The 17,644-nt window shown below is 69.9% G+C and carries 15 protein-coding genes and 1 tRNA gene; 6 read left to right on the forward strand and 10 right to left on the reverse strand.

Annotation, left to right across the window (positions count from 1 at the left end):
* Positions 1-93 precede the first annotated feature (93 nt).
* Positions 94-1,610, forward strand: a protein-coding gene (locus BLP95_RS08580; RefSeq protein WP_089678271.1) for an IS3 family transposase whose coding sequence is annotated in 2 segments (ribosomal slippage) — positions 94-528 and positions 531-1,610 — 1,515 coding nt in all. Because the reading frame shifts where the segments join, the coding sequence is not laid out codon by codon here.
* 513 nt (positions 1,611-2,123) lie between these two features.
* On the opposite strand, the gene BLP95_RS08585 is transcribed toward BLP95_RS08580, so the two are convergent.
* A tRNA-Ser gene (locus BLP95_RS08585) sits at positions 2,124-2,211 on the reverse strand.
* 177 nt (positions 2,212-2,388) lie between these two features.
* Here BLP95_RS08585 and BLP95_RS08590 point away from each other — a divergent pair.
* Positions 2,389-2,832, forward strand: coding sequence for a DUF3617 domain-containing protein (locus tag BLP95_RS08590; protein ID WP_089678273.1), 444 nt, complete (start codon positions 2,389-2,391; stop codon positions 2,830-2,832).
* A 67-nt stretch (positions 2,833-2,899) separates the two neighbouring features.
* Here the strand turns inward: BLP95_RS08590 and BLP95_RS08595 are convergent, their stop codons facing one another.
* Positions 2,900-6,013, reverse strand: a complete 3,114-nt coding sequence (locus tag BLP95_RS08595; RefSeq protein WP_089678275.1) for an efflux RND transporter permease subunit — start codon at positions 6,011-6,013, stop codon at positions 2,900-2,902.
* Complete coding sequence (locus tag BLP95_RS08600) at positions 6,013-7,122, reverse strand: efflux RND transporter periplasmic adaptor subunit (protein WP_245678719.1); 1,110 nt, start codon at positions 7,120-7,122, stop codon at positions 6,013-6,015. The genes BLP95_RS08595 and BLP95_RS08600 overlap by 1 nt, the downstream gene beginning before the upstream one ends.
* A 226-nt stretch (positions 7,123-7,348) precedes the next feature.
* On the opposite strand from BLP95_RS08600, the gene BLP95_RS08605 reads away from it, so the two are divergent.
* Entirely contained in the window at positions 7,349-8,524 is a 1,176-nt protein-coding gene (locus BLP95_RS08605) for a BaiN/RdsA family NAD(P)/FAD-dependent oxidoreductase (RefSeq protein ID WP_089678277.1), read from the forward strand.
* Positions 8,525-8,537: 13 nt separating this feature from the next.
* Here the strand turns inward: BLP95_RS08605 and BLP95_RS08610 are convergent, their stop codons facing one another.
* Together BLP95_RS08610 and BLP95_RS08615 are read right to left on the reverse strand one after the other, a co-directional pair.
* Positions 8,538-9,272: a ParA family protein gene (locus BLP95_RS08610; protein ID WP_089678279.1), complete on the reverse strand. Its 735-nt coding sequence runs from the start codon at positions 9,270-9,272 to the stop codon at positions 8,538-8,540.
* An 85-nt stretch (positions 9,273-9,357) separates the two neighbouring features.
* Positions 9,358-9,816, reverse strand: a complete 459-nt coding sequence (locus tag BLP95_RS08615) for a DUF4149 domain-containing protein (RefSeq protein WP_089678280.1) — start codon at positions 9,814-9,816, stop codon at positions 9,358-9,360.
* A gap of 155 nt (positions 9,817-9,971) precedes the next feature.
* On the opposite strand from BLP95_RS08615, the gene BLP95_RS08620 reads away from it, so the two are divergent.
* Positions 9,972-10,349, forward strand: coding sequence for a guanyl-specific ribonuclease (locus BLP95_RS08620; RefSeq protein WP_089678282.1), 378 nt, complete (start codon positions 9,972-9,974; stop codon positions 10,347-10,349).
* Positions 10,346-10,849, forward strand: a complete 504-nt coding sequence (locus BLP95_RS08625) for a barstar family protein (protein WP_176760255.1) — start codon at positions 10,346-10,348, stop codon at positions 10,847-10,849. Before BLP95_RS08620 ends, BLP95_RS08625 begins: the two co-directional genes overlap by 4 nt.
* 160 nt (positions 10,850-11,009) lie before the next feature.
* Here BLP95_RS08625 and BLP95_RS08630 read toward each other — a convergent pair whose 3' ends face one another.
* The 4 genes from BLP95_RS08630 to BLP95_RS08645 form a co-directional block, all read right to left on the reverse strand.
* Positions 11,010-11,303: a YqjK-like family protein gene (locus tag BLP95_RS08630; RefSeq protein ID WP_089678284.1), complete on the reverse strand. Its 294-nt coding sequence runs from the start codon at positions 11,301-11,303 to the stop codon at positions 11,010-11,012.
* Positions 11,293-11,700, reverse strand: a complete 408-nt coding sequence (locus BLP95_RS08635) for a phage holin family protein (protein ID WP_089678286.1) — start codon at positions 11,698-11,700, stop codon at positions 11,293-11,295. Before BLP95_RS08635 ends, BLP95_RS08630 begins: the two co-directional genes overlap by 11 nt.
* A complete protein-coding gene (locus BLP95_RS08640) occupies positions 11,700-12,032 on the reverse strand; it encodes an ElaB/YgaM/YqjD family protein (RefSeq protein ID WP_023006029.1) in 333 nt (110 codons plus the stop codon). The genes BLP95_RS08635 and BLP95_RS08640 overlap by 1 nt, the downstream gene beginning before the upstream one ends.
* Positions 12,033-12,153: 121 nt before the next feature.
* Positions 12,154-13,239 (reverse strand): phospholipase A, encoded by a 1,086-nt coding sequence (locus tag BLP95_RS08645; protein WP_089678287.1) that lies wholly within the window; start codon positions 13,237-13,239, stop codon positions 12,154-12,156.
* Positions 13,240-13,368: 129 nt separating this feature from the next.
* On the opposite strand from BLP95_RS08645, the gene mscK reads away from it, so the two are divergent.
* Positions 13,369-16,821, forward strand: coding sequence for a mechanosensitive channel MscK (gene mscK, locus BLP95_RS08650; protein WP_245678730.1), 3,453 nt, complete (start codon positions 13,369-13,371; stop codon positions 16,819-16,821).
* Between the two features lie 15 nt (positions 16,822-16,836).
* Here the strand turns inward: mscK and BLP95_RS08655 are convergent, their stop codons facing one another.
* On the reverse strand, positions 16,837-17,613 hold the full coding sequence (locus BLP95_RS08655; RefSeq protein ID WP_089678292.1) for a TlyA family RNA methyltransferase: 777 nt from the start codon (positions 17,611-17,613) through the stop codon (positions 16,837-16,839).
* Positions 17,614-17,644: the final 31 nt, after the last annotated feature.

The raw sequence follows: 17,644 nt of genomic DNA on the forward strand, positions 1-17,644 counted from the left end.
TCCCTATGCGTCAAGGTAGTTGTCACCTAAACCGATTGAGAGGTGATCAACGTGCGTTACCCCGCAGAGCGTAAGGAAGCCATCCTCAAGAAGATGGCACCGCCCATGAGCATGACCATCCCGGAACTGGCCGCGCAGGAAGGCATCACAGCAACAACCCTCTACAATTGGCGGAAACAGGCCAGAGCACGAGGACAGGTTTTGCCATCACGTTCTACCCAGCCAGATCAGTGGACCAGTCAGGAGAAGTTCCAGATCGTCCTGGAGACAGCTCCGATGAACGAGGCTGAAGTCAGCGCCTACTGCCGCGAGCGCGGGCTCTACCCCGAGCAGGTGGAGGCCTGGCGGGATGCCTGCATGAACGCCAACGACGATGCGGCAGCGCAGGCCAAGCAGCTTCGACAGGCGCGTAAGGCGGAGCAGAAGCGGCTCCGTAAGCTGGAGCGCGAGCTGCACCGCAAGGACAAGGCCCTGGCCGAGACGGCGGCGCTGTTGGCCCTGTCAAAAAAAGCCGAGGCGATCTGGGGCACGACCAACGACGAGGACGACTGACCAGCCTCCCGGATCGCCAGCGTATCGTGACTCTGGTGCAAGACGCCCAGCGTGACGGTGCTCGGCTGGCCAAGGCCTGTCAGGTGATGGGCATCCATGTGCGAACCTATTACCGCTGGGTTGCGGAAGGCGAGGTGACGGCGGATCGCCGCCCCGACGCCGATCGCCCGGAGCCGGCCAACAAGCTGTCGCCCGAGGAACGAGAGGCTGTTGTGGCGCTGTGCAACGCCCCGGAGTATCGGAGCCGCCCTCCCGCCTTCATCGTGGCCGATCAGGCGGACAAGGGCCACTACCTGGCCTCTGAGTCGACGATGTACCGAGTGCTTCATGAATATGACCAGCAACACCATCGGGGCCGACAGCAGGCCCCACAGCGCAAGCGACCGCCGACCACGCACCAGGCCACAGCGCCAAACCGGCTTTGGTGCTGGGATATCAGCTGGTTGCCGGGCCCTGCACGCGGTACCTGGTGGTACCTGTACCTGATCATGGACGTCTTCAGCCGCAAGATCGTTGGGCACGAGGTCTATGAAACCGAGACCGGCGAGCTGGCCGCCGAGCTGATCCAGAAGGCCTGCTGGCGAGAGCACCTCACCGATCGTCACAAGCCTTTGATTTTGCATTCCGATAACGGCAGCCCGATGAAGGCGGCGACCTTCCTGGAAAAGCTCTACGATCTGGGCATCACCCCGTCGTACAGCCGGCCAAGGGTCAGCAACGACAACGCCTTCGCCGAGTCGGCCTTCAAGACACTGAAGTACCGGCCGGGGTTCCCCGCCGACGGCTTCGCCACACTGGCCGAGGCACAAGACTGGGTCCAGCAATTCACCGAGTGGTACAACCATGAGCACCGGCACAGCGCCCTGCGCTACGTCACGCCGAGCCAGCGTCATAACGGCGAGGCAAAAGGCATTCTGACGCAGCGCCGAGAGGTTTTTGAAGCCGCGAAGCAGCGCCACCCGGAACGGTGGTCAGGTGACATCCGGAAACTCAGCCTGCCGGATGTAGTGCACCTAAATCCCGAACGGGACCCAGTGCCACAGGCCGCAGGATTTTAAAGAGCTGAAGTCATTTTATATGGCAACTATGTTGACAGACTCCGGGCTCGTTGGCGATCCGGTTCTGATTGTTCTGGGCAACAGTTCCATCGGCAACGCGGCGCTGGAGGTATTGGACGATCGCGACATCGACTACCTGAGACGTCTGCGGAGTCATAAGGGATTGTAGAAACAAACCGCACCGCTCCTGAGCCAACTACCAGCCAGGGCAACCGAGCAGCCTTGCCGATGGTGCCACGACCGTGAGTAACGAGCATGTTCCTGGCCGGCACCGTGTCGGTCCGATGGTTCAGGAACGCTTTGATGGTCTGGCCAAGGAAGATCTCGACTCTGATTCTGGGGGGGGATTGCCGTGGTATCCAATGGATGATCAGCGGAAGCTGGAATCACACGTGTCTGATAGGGACCAGTTTCGGCCAGGAGAAGCCAAGACAAAAGTATGGGCTCAGGTATGGGCTGGAAAGATTTAAAAAAAGAAAAAGCCGCTGAAATCAGCGGCTTATCTATATTCGGTGGCGGAGGGGGAGGGATTCGAACCCTCGAAGCCTTTCGACTTACACACTTTCCAGGCGTGCTCCTTCGACCACTCGGACACCCCTCCGCATTGTGGTTCTCACGCCCGGGCGGCTCGCCTTTCGCGTCAGAACGGCGCGTATGGTAACGAGCTAAGTGCGCGAATGCAAGAGGTTTACGGGTCGGGCGCGAGGATCGCGCTGCGAGGTGTCCGGGCGGCGGCTCTCGGCTATGCTGGTGACGAATCCACGACAGGGAGAGTCCCATGTCCTTGCGCACCACGTCCTTCCCCGCCATCGCCGCCGTCCTGCTGCTGGCGCTGCCCCTCGCCGCCCAGGCCGAGACCCCCAACATCGTGCCGGGTGAGTGGGAGTTCACCAGCACCACCTCGGTGGCTGGCGACCTGCCGATTCCCGACCAGACCGAGACCACCCGCGAGTGCATCGCCCAGGGCGACCTCGACGACCCCGACTTCCAGATGATCGAGGCGGAGGAGGGCTGCGAGCTGCTCGAGCACAGCGTCTCCGTCGACGGCATGGACTACCGGATGATGTGCGCGGCCGAGGGCGGCCAGGCGGACATCGTCGGCCATATGGACTTCCTCGGCGAGACCACCGAGGGCGAGGTGACGGTCACCGTGCAGTCGCCGCAGATGGGCGAGATGGTGATGAACACCGAGGTGACCGGCCGACGTATCGGTGACTGCTGACGGCACCTACACAGCCCGCCACGCGAAGACGGCCACCCTGGGGTGGCCGTCTTCGCGTGGCGCGGGCTCAGTGCCCTTCCGGGGTGGCCTCCATCTCGTGTTCCAGGCGCCTGGCCACCTCGCCCGGGGAGCCGGTGCGGCGTGCCAGCAGGTCGTAGGCCACCGGCACCACGAACAGCGTGAACAGGGTGGCGGCGGCCAGGCCGCAGAGGATCACGATGCCGATCACCAGGCGGGTCTCGGCGCCGGCACCGCTGGAGACGATTAGCGGCACGGCGCCCGCCATGGTGGTCACGGCGGTCATCACGATGGGGCGCAGGCGGGTCACCGAGGCCTCCACCAGCGCCTCGTGGAAGGCCATCCCCTGGTCGCGCAGCTGGTTGGCGAACTCCACGATCAGGATGCCGTTCTTGGCGGCGAGCCCCACCAGCATCACCAGCCCCACCTGGCTGTAGATGTTGAGCGACTGCCCGGTGAGGTAGAGCCCGAGTAGGGCGCCGCACAGCGCCAGGGGCACGGTGAGCATGATCACGAAGGGGTGCACGAAGCTCTCGAACTGGCCGGCCAGCACCAGGAACACCACCAGGATGCCCATGCCCAGCAGGAAGACGGTGGCGCCGCTGGCCTCGCGGTAGTCCCGCGAGGCGCCCTTGACGTCGGTCTGGGCCTCGGCGGGCAGCACCTCGCGCACCGCCTCCTCCAGGTAATCCAGCGCCTCGCCCAGCGGGTAGCCGTCGGCCAGGTCCGCCTCGATGGTGATCGCGCGCACGCGGTTGAAGCGGTTGAGGGTGCTGGGGCCGGCGAAGTCGGCCAGGGTCACCAGGCTGGCCAGGGGGATCAGCTCGCCGCTGCGCTGGGAGCGCACCTGCAGGCTCTCCAGGCTACTCGGGCTGGAGCGGGCACCGGGCGCGCCCTCGAGGATGACGTCATACTCCTCGCCGTCGTCGATGTAGCGGGTGGCGGTGCGTCCGCCCAGCAGCGTCTCCAGGGTGCGGCCGATCTCGGTGACGGTGACCCCGAGCTCGGCGGCGCGCTGGTAGTCGATGCTCACCTCGAGCTGCGGCTGGGTCTCCTCGTAGTCGCTGTCCAGGCCGGTGAGGCGGGGGTTGTCCTCGCGGATATGCGCGAAGAGGGTGTCGCGCCAGCTCTCGAGCTCCTCGTAGGTGCCGCCGCCGAGCACGAACTGCACCGGCTTCTCGACGCTGGAGCCGAAGCCCTGGCGCATCACCGGGAAGGCGCGCACCCCGGGCAGGTCGGCGAGTGTCTGGCGAATCTCGTCCATGATCGCCCAGGCCGAGCGGCGCTCGCCCCAGTCGGCCAGGTTGACGATCACGAAGCCGCTGTTGAAGTTCTCGATGTTGCCCCAGCCCCGCGGGGCGCGCACCACCACGCGCTCCACCTCGCCGGTCTCGACCATGGGCAGCAGGCGCGCCTCGATCTCGTCCATGTAGTCGAGCATGTAGTCGTAGGTGGCGCCGGGCGGGCCGTTGACCAGCACCCAGAAGTTGCCGCGGTCCTCCTGGGGGGTGTACTCGTTGGGCAGCGTGGCGTTGAGCCACAGCATGCCGCCGATCAGCGCCAGGAACAGCGCTACCACCAGCAGGCGTAGCCTGAGCACCCGCTCCAGCAGGCGGCGATAGACGCAGCGCACGTGCTCCAGCGCCCACTGCACGGCGTGGGCCAGGCGCCCCTCGTGCATGCCCGCCTTGAGGATCTTGGAGGCCATCATCGGCGTCAGGGTCAGCGCCAGCAGGCTGGAGATGGCCACCGCGGCGGCCAGGGTCAGGGCGAACTCCGAGAACAGCCGGCCGATGTCGCCCTGCAGGAAGCTCAGTGGCACGAACACCGCGATCAGCACCAGGGTGGTGGCGATCACCGCGAAGGCGATCTGGCGGGTGCCGCGGAAGGCGGCCACCAGCGGGGTCTCGCCGTGGTCGTGCATGCGCCGGTGGATGTTCTCCAGCACCACGATGGCGTCGTCGACGATCAGGCCGATGGCCAGCACCAGCGCCAGCAGGGTCAGCAGGTTGATGGTGAAGCCCATCGCCGCCAGGGCGCCGAAGGCACCGATCAGCGCGATGGGCACGGTGACGGCGGGGATCAGGGTGGTGCGCAGGTTGCCGAGGAACAGGAAGATCGCCACCACCACCAGGCCCATGGCGATGAACAGCGTCTGTACCACCTGGGAGATGGCCCCCTCGACGAACACCGAGGAGTCGAAGTTCATCGCCAGGGTCATGCCCTCGGGGAGCCCCGGCTGCTGGCGGGCCATCTCGGCCTGCACCTCGCGGGAGATCTCCAGCACGTTGGCGGTGGACTGCTTGACCATGCCCAGCCCCACCATGGGGGTGCCGTTGCCGCGGAAGATGGTGCGCTCCTCCACCGCGCCGACCTCCACCCGGGCGACGTCGCCCAGGCGCACCAGGTAGCCGTCCTCGGCCTCGTCCAGCACCAGGCCACGGAAGTCCTCCGGGGTGGCGAAGCCGCGTGGCAGGCGCACGATGAACTGGCGAGAATCCGACTCGATGGCGCCGCCGGGCAGCTCGACGTTGTCGGCGCGCAGGGCGTCCTCCACGTCGCCGGCGGTGAGCTTGCGGGCGGCCAGGGCGTCGGCGTCGAGCCATACCCGCATGGCGTACTCGCGGCCCCCGCCGATGATCACCCGCGACACTCCCGGCTGGATCGAGAAGCGGTCTACCAGGTAGCGGTTGGCGTAGTCGGTGAGCTCCGCCATGCTGTAGTCCTCGCCGGAGAGCGATAGCCAGATCACCACCTCGGAGCTGGAGTCCGCCTTCTCCACCTCCGGCGGGTCGGCCTCGTCGGGGAGGTTGCCGGCGGCGTCGGAGATGCGGTCGCGGATGTCGTTGGCGGCGGCATCGATGTCCTGGTCGAGGCCGAACTCGATCTGGATGCTGGAGCGGCCGTCCTCGCTGGAGGAGGAGATTACCTGAATGCCGGAGACCCCGGCGATGCGGTCCTCCAGCACCTGGGTGATGCGGGTCTCCACCACGCTGGCCGAGGCCCCGGGGTAGCGGGTGTCGACGCTGACGATGGGCGGGTCGATGGCGGGGTACTCCTGCAGCGGCAGGCGCTGCAGGGCGAGCAGGCCGAAGGCGACGATCAGCGCGGCCAGCACCGTGGCCAGCACCGGGCGCTGGACGGAGATATCGGAGAGGCGCATCAGCCGTTGGCCTCCGCCGCGTCACGCCCCTGGCGCAGCAGCTCCGGCACCGTGGTGGTGTCGTCGAGGATGCCCAGCAGGCGGGTCGGCTGGCCGTCGCGCACCCGCTCGGTGCCATGGGCCACCACCAGCTGGCCCTCCTGGAGGCCGTCGAGCACCTCCACCTCGCCCTTGCGGCGGGCGCCGATGGTGATCTCGCGGCGCGTCACCCGGTACGCGTCGTCAGGATCCAGGGTCAGCACGAACTGGCGGCGCCCCTCGGGGATCAGCGACGCCTCGGGGATCACCAGGGTCTCCCGCGACGCGCGGTGCACTTCCACGTTCATCAGCATCCCGGGGCGCAGCCGCCCCTCGGGGTTGTCGAGCCGAGCGCGCACGGTGACGCTGCGGCTGACCGGGTCGATGCGGGTGCCGATGGTGGCGATCTCGCCCTGGAAGGGGCTGTCGGGGTAGGCGCCGCTGGTGGCGGTGAGCGGCAGCCCCGGCGAGAGCTCGCCCAGGGCCAGCTCCGGCAGGGTGAAGTCGAGCTTCATCACGTCGAGCTTGTCCAGGGTGACCAGCGCGGTGCCCGGCGTCACCAGGCTGCCCACGCTGACGTTGCGAAAGCCCACCCGTCCGGCGAAGGGGGCGTGCAGGCGGTAGTCGGCCAGGCTCGCCTCCAGCGCCTGGATCTCCGCCTCCACCTGGCGCAGCCGCGCCTGGGCGTCCTCCAGGTCGCCGCGGGGCGCCAGGTTGCGGCTCTGCAGCTGGCTCAGGCGGTTGACGGCGTTGCGGCGCTCGTCGCGCAGCGCCTGGGCGGCACGCAGCTCGGCGAGGGCCTCGTCGTCGGCCAGGCGCACCAGCAGCTGGCCCGCCTCCACCTCCTGGCCGTCGCGGAAGTTAAGCTCGCGCACGATATCGGTCACCGTGGCCGAGAGGGTGATGCTCTCGTCGGCATGCAGGGTGCCCAGCGCCTGCAGCGGGTCGGACCAGTCGTCCAGGCGCGCCTCGGCGGCGATCACCGCGGTGGGCTGCTGGGCCCGGGCGGGGGAGGACAGCACCAGAGGCGCCAGGGCCAGCAGCAGGGCGAGCAGCATGGGCAGGGGGCGGAGCGCAAGGGGTAGCGGCATGGGGGTGATCTTGTCGGTGGACGTTTGAGGCGGCGAGTCGCGCCTTCCTAGACTATGCCGGACGCAGGCCGAGAGTGTGACAACAATGCACAACCCATCCCGCATCGTCTCCTGTTCAATGTACAAGGCTTGTACATGATTGGCCAGCCTCGGCACCTCGCACCCCGGCTGCTAGAATGCGCGCCTCGCGCTTGAGGGCGCCAACGGGGCAGTCGGAGGCAAGCCAGTGAGATACGACGTGGTGGTGATCGGCGCGGGTGCGGCGGGGCTGATGTGCGCCCTGACCGCCGGCTATGCCGGGCGGCGGGTGCTGGTGGTAGACCACGCCAACAAGGCGGGCAAGAAGATCCTGATGTCCGGGGGTGGGCGCTGCAACTTCACCAACCTCAACTCCACCCCGGCGAACTTCTTCTCCGACAACCCTGCCTTCTGCATCTCGGCGCTGAAGCGCTACCGGCCCGAGCACTTCGTCGAGCTAGTGGAACGTCACGGGGTGGAGCATGTGGAGAAGGCGCCGGGGCAGCTGTTCTGCGCCGACTCCAGCAAGGAGATCGTGCGGCTGCTGCTTACCGAGTGCGACTGGGCCGGGGTGGAGGTACGCCTGAAGACCCGCGTCGAGGCGGTGGCGCGCCACGGGGAGGGGATGCGCCTGGCCACCTCCCTGGGGCCGATCGAGTGCGGTGCCCTGGTGGTGGCCACCGGCGGGCTCTCGATTCCCACCCTGGGCGCCACCGGCTTCGGCTACGACCTCGCCCGACAGTTCGGCCTCGACGTCACCGACACCCGCCCCGCGCTGGTGCCCTTCACCCTGACCTCGCACTGGAAGGACCGCGCCGCGGCCCTTGCCGGGGTGAGCGTCGAGGTGGAGGCGAGCTGCCGTGGCGGCCGCTACCGTGAGCCCCTGCTGTTCACCCATCGCGGTCTCTCGGGGCCGGCGATGCTCCAGGTTTCCAGCCACTGGCAACCTGGCGACGAGATCGTCATCGACCTGCTGCCGGGCGAGGAGGCCTTCGCGGCGCTGCGCGCCGCCCGCGACGCGACGCCCAGGCGGCGCCTCTCCACCTGGCTCGGCGAGCGCCTGCCGAAACGGCTGGCCCAGGCGCTGGTGGAGTGGCAGGGCGACGATGGGGTGCTGGCCGAGCAGAGCAACGCGCGGCTGGAAGCCTGGGCCGAGGCGCTGCAGCGCTGGCGGCTCAAGCCGGCCGGCACCGAGGGGTGGCGCACCGCCGAGGTGACCCTGGGCGGGGTCGATACCCGCGCGGTCTCCTCCCGGGACTTCGCCGTGGCGGGGCTGCCCCAGCTGCGCTTCATCGGTGAGGTGCTGGATGTGACCGGCGAGCTCGGCGGTCACAACTTCCAGTGGGCCTGGGCCAGCGGGGTGGCCTGTGGGCTGAGCCTGTAGGCGAAGGCCGCAATCAGGCCAGGCGCTGGGCGATCTCCTCCCACAGCCGGCGATAGGCCTGGGCGGGCGCGGTGCGCGGGGCGAAGGCGCGCAGCGGAGCGCGCTCGAGCCCCATGCGCTCCACCACGCTGGCGCTGGGGATGGCGTGGGAGAGGCGCAGCGGCCAGCGCTCCGGCAGCGAGGCGATGATCTCGCGGTGCAGGGTGCGCCGGCGGTCCGCCAGGGTGACGAAGGGCCACACCGGGCAGGGAATGTCGCGCGCGTCGAGGAAGTCGCGCAGCTGCTCCAGGGTGCGCAGCGAGAGCACCGTGGGCACGATGGGCACCAGCAGCGCGTCCACACTGGCGAAGACGCTCTCGGAGAGGGTCGAGAGGCTGGGCGGGCAGTCCAGAATCACCAGGTCGTAGTCGTCGCGGATCGGCTTGAGGATCCGCCTGAGCTGGTTGTCGCGGCGTTCGGCCAGCAGGTGGTCCAGCTCCCGGGAGGCCAGCGCCGCCGGCAGCAGGTCGAGGTTCGCCACCTGGGTGGCACGGACCACCTTGTCGAAGGCGGCCTTGCCCTTCACCAGCCGGGCGACCCCGCCGCGTACCTTGGGCTTGGCGCGCAGGTAGAAAGTGGTGGCGGCCTGGGGGTCGAGGTCCCACAGCAGCACGCGGTGGCCGGCGGCGGCCGCCTCGGCGGCCAGGTTCACCGCGGAGGCGGTCTTGCCGACGCCGCCCTTGATGCTGTAGAGGGCCAGCATGCGCAAGACGCATCTCCCGAGTCAGTCAGTGAAAACATGATGTTACCAGATCGCTGTCCCGCCCATGTGACAGAACCGTGACGCTCGCGTGTCAGGCCAGGTAGCGCCCGCCGGCGGCGATGGCGCTGGTCAGCAGCCCGAGGAGCAGGTTGATCCCCACCAGGCGGCGGATCGTCGCCAGCTGGCGGCCCCCTTCGGGCCACGCCTCGGCCGCCACCGCCCGGCGCAGCCGCTGCCAGGGGGCGAACCACAGGTGCAGGTAGATCGCCATCATGGCCAGGCCCAGCGCCAGCATCAGGTGGATATGCCAGCGCGCCCCGGCCATGCCGCCGAACACCGCGAACAGCATCCACAGGCCGCTGCCCAGCAGCACCGCCACGGCGGCCCATACCCAGGGGAAGAAGCGCTCGAAGACGCCGTGCCACAGGGTCAGGCGCTGGGGTGGCGCCAGCTGGCTGGCGGCCACCGGGCGCAGCACCATCCAGGCGAAGAACATGCCGCCCACCCAGAGGATGGCGGCGAGGACGTGCAGGGTGATGGCGAGCGTCATGGCAGGCTCCTCTGGCGGAAACAGGCGGGGCGGGGCAGGGGCCCCCTGTCGGCACCTTACCCCAGGCCATGGCGTCTGCCCAGGCGGTCGCGGCGCTGGTGGCCGCCGGCGCCTCGCGGCATCATGGGGCCCTTCCGACGTGATGGAGCAGGGGCATGATGAAGAAGGTACTGCTGGTGGCGCTGCTGGCCCTGGCGGGTCTCTCCTGGTTCGAGGGGCAGCTGGGGCAGCGGGGCAACGAGCCGCCCGCGGTGGAGCAGCGACTGGCGGGCCAGGCGCAGATCGAGGCCACCCTGCGGCTGATCGAGCGCGGCGGCCCCTTCCCCCACGAGCAGGACGGCACCACCTTCTTCAATCGCGAGGGGCACCTTCCCCGGCAGCCGCGGGGCTACTACCGCGAGTACACCGTGGAGACCCCGGGGCTCTCCCATCGCGGGGCGAGGCGCATCGTCACCGGTGGGGAGCCTCCCGAGGTCTTCTACTACACCGATGACCACTATGCGTCCTTCCGGGTGCTGGAGGATCGGCGATGAGCGGTCAGCCCTGGCGTGAGGCCCTGGCGCGTTACCTGGGCGACCCGGCCCATGCCGGCGTCTATCGACTCGAGCCGTCGCGTGCGGCGGCGCTGGCAGACCCGACGGTCGAGACGATGGGGCTCGACTGGCATCGACTCGGGCCGGCCCCGCGCTGGAGCCGCGAGGCACTGCTCGACGGCCTGGCGGCGAGCCTGGGGTTTCCCGACTACTTCGGGCGCAACTGGGATGCGGCCTGGGACTGCCTGACGGAGCTGCGCTGGGAGGCGCGGCGGGCCAGGGTGGTGGTGGTGCCCGCCGCCCCCTGGGACGCGACCGCCCTGGCGGCCTTCACCGCCCTGATGCAGGACGCCGCCGAGCACTGGGCGGCCCGCGGCCAGGCGCTGGTCACCCTGGTGGTAGCCGGGGCGGAGGAAGGGGAGGCGCCGGAGGCGCTTGGGCTGCCGACGCTGCCGCGGGAAGCATCCGCGCCGCCGTTGTCGCCCGAGAGTCGCGGCTAGGAGCCTGTCGGGCTTAACACTGATCTACTGCGAGATCCGGTCTTTCGACCAATTTCATTCGATCTGATTCGTTAAATAGCACGCTATTCGCCTCATCAGATCGATAAACTTGTCTCGAAATCCGAATCCCTCGTTACGATCGGTCAAACCCGACAGGCTCCTAGCGCAGCAGGCGCCGTGCGCGGTTGAGCACCAGGGCCCCGGCGGTGGCTTGCCGGCCGAGGCGCAGCAGCTGCCCCGGGCGGCGCGCCAGGCGCAGGGCGATAAGCCCGCCCAGGGCGACCAGGGGCGTCTTGAAGCGCATCAGGGTGTGCCAGCCGTCGTCGATTGGCTGGGTCGCGGTGCGAAAGCGCCCCGCGGCGACCAGGATATCCACGCGCTGCTGCTCGATGCGCGACTCCAGTGCGGCCTTGCGCTCGGCGCGGCTCGGGGCCTGGTGGCGGTCAGCGCCCATCGTCGCTCTCCCGCCGGTCACGCTCGACCAGTTCTCGGTCGGTGGCGAGGTGCCTGAGGGTGCTGGCCAGCAGGGTACGCCGCCGCGCCAGCTGCATCACCCGCAGGCACAGCAGCAGGCCAACGCCCAGCAGCACGCCGGCGCTGACGCCGATGGCGGTGAGCCGGTAGCTGTCCCAGAAGGCGACGATCACCAGGGTGGTGAGGACCCCGATCCCCAGCAGCAGCAGGATCAGCGCCAGGCCGGCCAGCAGTAGCAGGCCCACCAGGCGCGCACGCTCCTCCTCCAGCTCCAGCACGGCGAGGCGCAGGCGCGTCTCGCCGGTCGCCAGCAGGCTGCCCAGCAGGCGCTTGCCGGCGGTGAACACCCGCTGAGCCGGTCCCTGGCCCGATGCCATCAGCGACGCCCGATGAGCATGCCGACCACGACCCCCACGGCGGCACCGATGCCGATGCTGGTCCAGGGGTTGTCGCGCACGTAGCGGTCGCAGGCATCGACCTGGTGGTCGAGGGTCTCGCGGGCCTCGCCGTAGAGGCGCTCGCCGCGGGACTCGAGGCGCTCGCGGGTCTCCTTGAGGCGCTTCTCGGCGCGGTCGCGCAGCTCCTTGATGTTGCCGCGGGAGTCATCGGCGGTGGCGCTGACCAGTTCCTCGATGGTCTGGGTCAGCTGGTGCAGGTCCTCCTTGAGCTGCTCGGTGGATTCCTGGGTGCGGGGGGCTCGATGTGCCATCGGGGTCTTCCTGTGACGGTGAATGACAGCCCCAGCATAGCAGCCGGGGCCTGCCTTGACAGCGCCCGCGGCGACTGATTTGCCGCCCGCGTCGCTCGACGCGACCCCGCCAGGTGGCGGCTCAGCGCAGCATGCCGCTGGTCGGGGCGAACAGCGGGTTGAGGCTGAAGCCCAGGCTCAGTCGCTGGCTGCGCTGGTCGTAGTCGATCAGGCTCTCGCCGTAGCCCTGGTAGTACTGCACGTGGGCGCGGACCTTGCTGTTGAAGAGCGGCCAGGAGACGTCGAGCTGACCCCCCATGTGACCGGCGCCGGGGTTGCCGCGCACCATCAGGCTGAGCTCGTTGTCGCCGAAGCGGCGGGCGAGGGTGACATCCCCGTAGCCCATGTAGCGTTCGATGTCGGGGTTGTCGTCGTCGCCGGTGGTCTCCGGGAGGCGGTAGTGGGGCGCCAGGCTCACCGCCCAGTCGCCGCGCTGGAAGATCGTCTCCAGGTAGAGCCGGTTCCAGCTGCGCGACAGCCCGTCGGAGCGGCCGTTGGACTGGTGGTTGACCGCCAGGCGGTTGCGCACGTTGGCCCAGCCCAGCGCCTGCCAGTCGTTGTCGAAGCTCAGGAACACCTCGGGCTCGTAGTTGGTCTCGCGGAAGGGCGAGGAGTCCTCGGTGTTGTAGGCCTGCCACCAGCTGCGCTGGGTGTAGGCGAAGTAGAGGTCGCCGTTGTCACCGAACAGCCCGTCGGCGAGCGCCACCTTGGCGCTGAACTGGAACATCAGCTCGGTGCGCTCCATGGCCTCCTCGCCGGTCAGCGCCTGGTAGGAGGCCTGGTTGGGGTGGCGGTTGTAGCTGACCGGGAACAGGAAGTTGCGCCGATAGGCGGTGATGGCATAGGGGTTGCGGTTCGAGGCCTGCTCCAGCTGGCGGCGCTCGGCGGCCTCGACCACCGCCACGTCCTCGGGGGCGAGCAGCCGCGGCGGCGCGGTCCATTCGAACTCCCCGGGTGATGCTGCCTGGGCCGCCTCTGCGCGTTGCCGCTCCAGGCTCTGAAGCCGCGCCCGGACCTGTTCCGCCTCGGCGCGCAGCTCGGCCAGGCGCGCCTCGAGGGCGGCACGCTCGACGTCATCGGTCACCTGAGCCTGGGCGTTGCCGGCACCCAGCAGGGCGAGGGCGATGAGGGCGATGAGGGCGACGGAGGGGCGAAGCGGGGCACGCATGGGAGCATCCGGTGTCGGGGGTAAACCGCCATTCAATCATGCCCGGGGGGCAAGTCAACCGCGCGATTGCCTTGCCGCGGGTTGGGGCGGAGAATCCGTCGGCAGGAGTGATCAGGGAGAGCATGCGTGATGCGACAGCCAGACGAGTGGGCGATGAGCCGCTGGGCGCGGTGGCGGGGGCGCTGGTGGGAGCGCGGTGGCGTCCGCTGGCTGGCGGGTGCGCTGCTGCTCTGCCTGTGCGTGACGGCCGCCGCCCAGGAGGTGTCGTTGCCCGAGCGTGAGGCGGTGGAGGCGCGCCTGGCGGAGCTCACCCCCGCCGAGGGGGAGGAGGCCCCCAGTGGCGAGACCCAAGAGACCATCGAGCGCCTCGAGGCGACGCTGGCCGACCTCGATGCCCTCGCCGAACTGGAGGAGCGGCGTGAGGCCCTGGAGGCGCGGGTCGACCAAGCCCCCCAGGAGCTGATGCGCTTGGAGCGCGAGCTGGCGGACGAGGAGGCGGCCCCGCCGCTCTCCGCCACCGAGCTCGACGACCTCTCCCTGGACGAGCTGGAGAGCCGCCAGCAGCAGGCGGTGGTGGAGCTGCAGCGCCTCCAGGACCGCCTGGCCGAGGTCAATGCCCAACTGCTGGCGGCCCAGACGCTCCCCGAGCGGGCCCAGCAGGCCATCGCCGAGGCGATGCAGGCGGTGGAGCAGGCGCGCCGCGACCTGGACGAGCTCGATACCCGCGAGGTGCCGGCGGAGGATCCGCGTCGCTGGCGGCGCCAGGCGGCCCGGGCGCTGGCCGAGGCGCGGCTGCTCTATCATCAGCGTGAGCTCTCCACCAACACCCGGCTGCGTGAGCTCGACCAGCAGCGCCGCGACCTGCTGGCCCGCCAGCAGGAGCGCCAGGAGGCGGAGCTGGCGCTGATGCAGAGCGTCATCGAGCGCAAGCGGCGCATCGCCTCGGAGCAGGCGATCGCCGACGCGGTTCGGGATGACCCGCTGCTGGAGGAGGGGCATCCGGTACTGGAGCGCGCCCAGCAGATCAACCGCGAGCTCAGCCAGGAGCTGCTGCGCGCCAACGACCGCAGCAACGTCCTGGTGCGTGAGGGCCTGGCGGTGCGCAGCCGCCTCGACCAGGTGCGCCAGCTCGAGCGCAGCCTCAACGAGCAGATCGACGCCATCCGCGGCTCGACCCTGCTCTCGCGCATCCTGCGCGAGCAGCGGCGTTCGCTGCCCCAGGTGGCGCCACGGCGCGACCTGCAGGACGAGATCGCCGACCTGCGGCTGCGCCAGTTCGACCTGGTGCGCCAGCGTGACCAGTTGCGCGAGGGCGAGCGCCTGGCGCGCCAGCGCCTCGAGGAGGCCGGGGTGGAGAGCAGCGATGCCCTGGTGGACTCCCTGCAGCGGCTCTACCAGTCGCGCCGCGAGCTGGTCGACCGCCTGGAGCAGACCTACGGCAGCCTGCTGAGCGCGGCCATCGAGCTGCAGCTCAACCAGCAGCAGCTGCTGGAGACCTCGCGGGCGCTGCGGGCTACCATCGACGAGCAGCTGTTCTGGGTCGCCAACACCCGCCCCCTGGACCTCGCCTGGGTACGCCACCTGCCCGCCAACCTGGTGCTGGAGTGGCAGGAGGGGGAGTGGCGCCAGGTGTTGCCGACCACCTGGCAGCGCCCCTCCGCGGGGGCCCTGGTCGGGCTGCTGCCGCTGCTGCTGGCGGCGGCCCTGCTGTGGGGTCGCCGCCGCATCCAGGCCCGGCTCGCCACCCTGCATGAGCAGATCGGCCGCCTGCGCAGCGACACCCAGCTGCATACCCCGCTGGCCATCCTGCTCAACGCCCTGCTGGCTGGCCCGGGGCCGCTGCTGTTGGTGGCGGCGAGCCTGGCGCTGTGGGGCGGTGGCGACGCCACCGCCCACGCCCTGGGGCTGGCGGGCATCCAGCTGGCCCTGGCCTGGGGGGTGATCGCCTGGTCACGCCGCCTGCTGGTGGCCGACGGCGTGGCCACCCAGCACTTCCACTGGCCGCTGGACTACGCCGCCCGGCTGCGCCGCCTGCTCGGCTGGCTGGGAGTGGCGCTGGTCCCGGTGCTGGCGATCGCCATCCTGGCCCGTGAGGCGGAGTTCGGCCTCAGCCACCGCCCCGTGGCGCTGAGCCTGCTGCTGCTGGGCCTGCTGGCGGTGAGTTTCCTGTTGGCGCGGCTGATCCTGGCGCACACCCCCTTCTTCGGGGTCCGGCTGTTCCGCCTGGTGCTGGGCCTGGCCATGGCGGCGGTGCCGCTGGGGCTGGTAGGGCTGGTGGTGGCCGGCTTCGAGTACACCGCCCTGAGCCTGGTGGGCCGCTTCGTGATGACCCTCTACCTGCTGGGGCTGTGGATCCTGGTGGAGGCGGCGGTGGTACGCGGCCTGGCGGTGGCGGCGCGGCGCCTGGCCTTCCGGCGCGCCCTGGCCCGGCGCCGCGCCGAGGCCCGCGAGGGCGCCGATGGCGGCCCCGAGGTGGTGGAGGAGCCGCCGCTGGACATGGAGCAGATCAACCAGCAGTCGCTGCGTCTCTCCAAGCTGATCTTGCTGATCGCCTTCGCGCTGCTGCTCTACCTGGTGTGGGCCGACCTGCTCACCGTGCTGGGCTACCTGGAGCAGGTGGCGGTATGGGGCGCCGAGGGGGAGGGCGAGCTGGTCGCCGATGCCCTGACGGTGGCCGACATCGCCACGGCGCTGCTGATCGTGGCGCTGACCCTGATGCTGGCCCGCAACCTGCCGGGGCTGCTGGAGGTGAGCGTGCTGTCGCGCCTGGAGCTCAAGCAGGGCAGTGCCTACGCCATCACCTCGCTGCTCTCCTACACCATCGTCGGCACCGGCCTGGTGGCCTCGCTGGGTACCCTGGGGGTCTCCTGGGACAAGCTGCAGTGGCTGGTGGCGGCGCTCGGCGTGGGCCTGGGCTTCGGCCTGCAGGAGATCTTCGCCAACTTCGTCTCGGGGCTGATCATCCTCTTCGAGCGGCCGGTGCGCATCGGCGACACCGTGACGCTGGGCAACCTCACCGGCACGGTGAGCCGCATCCGCATCCGCGCCACCACGGTGACCGACTTCGACCGCAAGGAGATCATCATCCCCAACAAGACCTTCGTCACCGACCAGCTGATCAACTGGTCGCTCTCCGACACCATCACCCGGGTGGTGCTGACCTACGGGGTCGCCTACGGGTCGGACCATCGCCTGGTGCATCGGCTGCTGCGCCAGGCGGCCTCCGAGAACGCCCGGGTGCTGGCCGACCCCGAGCCCCAGGTGTTCTTCATGAGCTACGGGGCCAGCACCCTGGACTTCGAGCTGCGCATCTTCGTCAACAGCCTCGGCGACCGGCTCTTCGCCACCGACGAGCTCAACTGCCGGGTCGGCGAGCTGTTCGCCGAGCACGGCATCGAGATCGCCTTCAACCAGCTCGATGTCCGGCTGCACCGCGCCAGCGACGGGCTCGAGCGGCGCGTGGAGCGCCGCGACGGCGAGTCCCTGGCGGCGCGACACCCGGCGCCCGGGGCCAAGGGCGATCCCGGTGAGATCGGCACCGGGGATGCCGATGGCGGGGAGGGGGGAGGCGAGGGGCGCTGAGCCGCGCCCCGCGGGTCAGCGCCGCACGGCGTGGAGCAGGAACTCGCGGTTGCCGTCGCCGCCGCGCAGCGGACTTTCCTGCCAGTGGCGGATGTCGAGGTCGCAGTCGGCGCAGCAGGCGCGGATCCTCGCCTCCACCTCGCGGTAGCGCTCGGGGTCGGTGACCAGGCCGCGGGCGTTGACCCCGCCGGGCCCGACTTCGAACTGCGGCTTGACCAGGCTGGCGAGTTCGCCGCCCGGCGGCAGCAGGGCGGCGAGCTGGGGCAGGATCAGCGTCTGGGAGATGAAGGAGACGTCCATCACCGCGAGCTCGGGCCCTGTGGCGCCCTGGGCCGCGAAGGCCGCCTCGAGGCGCGCCTCGTCGGCCATGGCGCGGGCGTTGAGGCCCTCCAGGCAGGTCACCCGGGGATCCGCGCGCAGCTCGGGGGCGAGCTGGTCGTGGCCCACCTCGACGCCGATCACGTGGCGGGCCCCGAAGCGCAGGGCGCAGTCGGTGAAGCCGCCGGTGGACTGCCCCACGTCGAGCACCAACCGGTCCGTCAGGTCCAGCCCCAGCGCCTCGATCAGCGCCTCGAGCTTGAGCCCCGCGCGGGAGACGTAGCGCTCCTCGGGATCCTCCTCGACCACCAGCCGGGCATCCTCCGGCAGCTTCTCCCCGGGCCGGGTGAGCACCCGCCCGCCCTCGGCCAGGCGCACCCGTCCGTGGCGGATCAGTCGCTGGGCCCGGGTACGCGAGCGGGCCAGCCCCTGGGCGAGCAGCAGTTGGTCGAGCCGCCGGCCGCCGCTAGCCACGGCGACCGGACTCGTTCAGGAGAGGGAGGGA

Origin of the sequence: Halomonas shengliensis (assembly GCF_900104135.1) — a bacterium.
In the GTDB taxonomy this organism is placed as follows: Bacteria; Pseudomonadota; Gammaproteobacteria; order Pseudomonadales; family Halomonadaceae; genus Halomonas; species Halomonas shengliensis.

What these genes read in the sequence shown, in the direction of transcription:
- BLP95_RS08590 (WP_089678273.1), top strand. Translation starts at nt 2,389, where the DNA reads ATGTCCTTGCGCACCACGTCCTTCCCCGCCATCGCCGCCGTCCTGCTG.
- BLP95_RS08595 (WP_089678275.1), bottom strand. Translation starts at nt 6,013, where the DNA reads ATGCGCCTCTCCGATATCTCCGTCCAGCGCCCGGTGCTGGCCACGGTG.
- BLP95_RS08600 (WP_245678719.1), bottom strand. Translation starts at nt 7,122, where the DNA reads ATGCCGCTACCCCTTGCGCTCCGCCCCCTGCCCATGCTGCTCGCCCTG.
- BLP95_RS08615 (WP_089678280.1), bottom strand. Translation starts at nt 9,816, where the DNA reads ATGACGCTCGCCATCACCCTGCACGTCCTCGCCGCCATCCTCTGGGTG.
- BLP95_RS08620 (WP_089678282.1), top strand. Translation starts at nt 9,972, where the DNA reads ATGATGAAGAAGGTACTGCTGGTGGCGCTGCTGGCCCTGGCGGGTCTC.
- BLP95_RS08625 (WP_176760255.1), top strand. Translation starts at nt 10,346, where the DNA reads ATGAGCGGTCAGCCCTGGCGTGAGGCCCTGGCGCGTTACCTGGGCGAC.
- BLP95_RS08630 (WP_089678284.1), bottom strand. Translation starts at nt 11,303, where the DNA reads ATGGGCGCTGACCGCCACCAGGCCCCGAGCCGCGCCGAGCGCAAGGCC.
- BLP95_RS08635 (WP_089678286.1), bottom strand. Translation starts at nt 11,700, where the DNA reads ATGGCATCGGGCCAGGGACCGGCTCAGCGGGTGTTCACCGCCGGCAAG.
- BLP95_RS08640 (WP_023006029.1), bottom strand. Translation starts at nt 12,032, where the DNA reads ATGGCACATCGAGCCCCCCGCACCCAGGAATCCACCGAGCAGCTCAAG.
- BLP95_RS08645 (WP_089678287.1), bottom strand. Translation starts at nt 13,239, where the DNA reads ATGCGTGCCCCGCTTCGCCCCTCCGTCGCCCTCATCGCCCTCATCGCC.
- mscK (WP_245678730.1), top strand. Translation starts at nt 13,369, where the DNA reads ATGCGACAGCCAGACGAGTGGGCGATGAGCCGCTGGGCGCGGTGGCGG.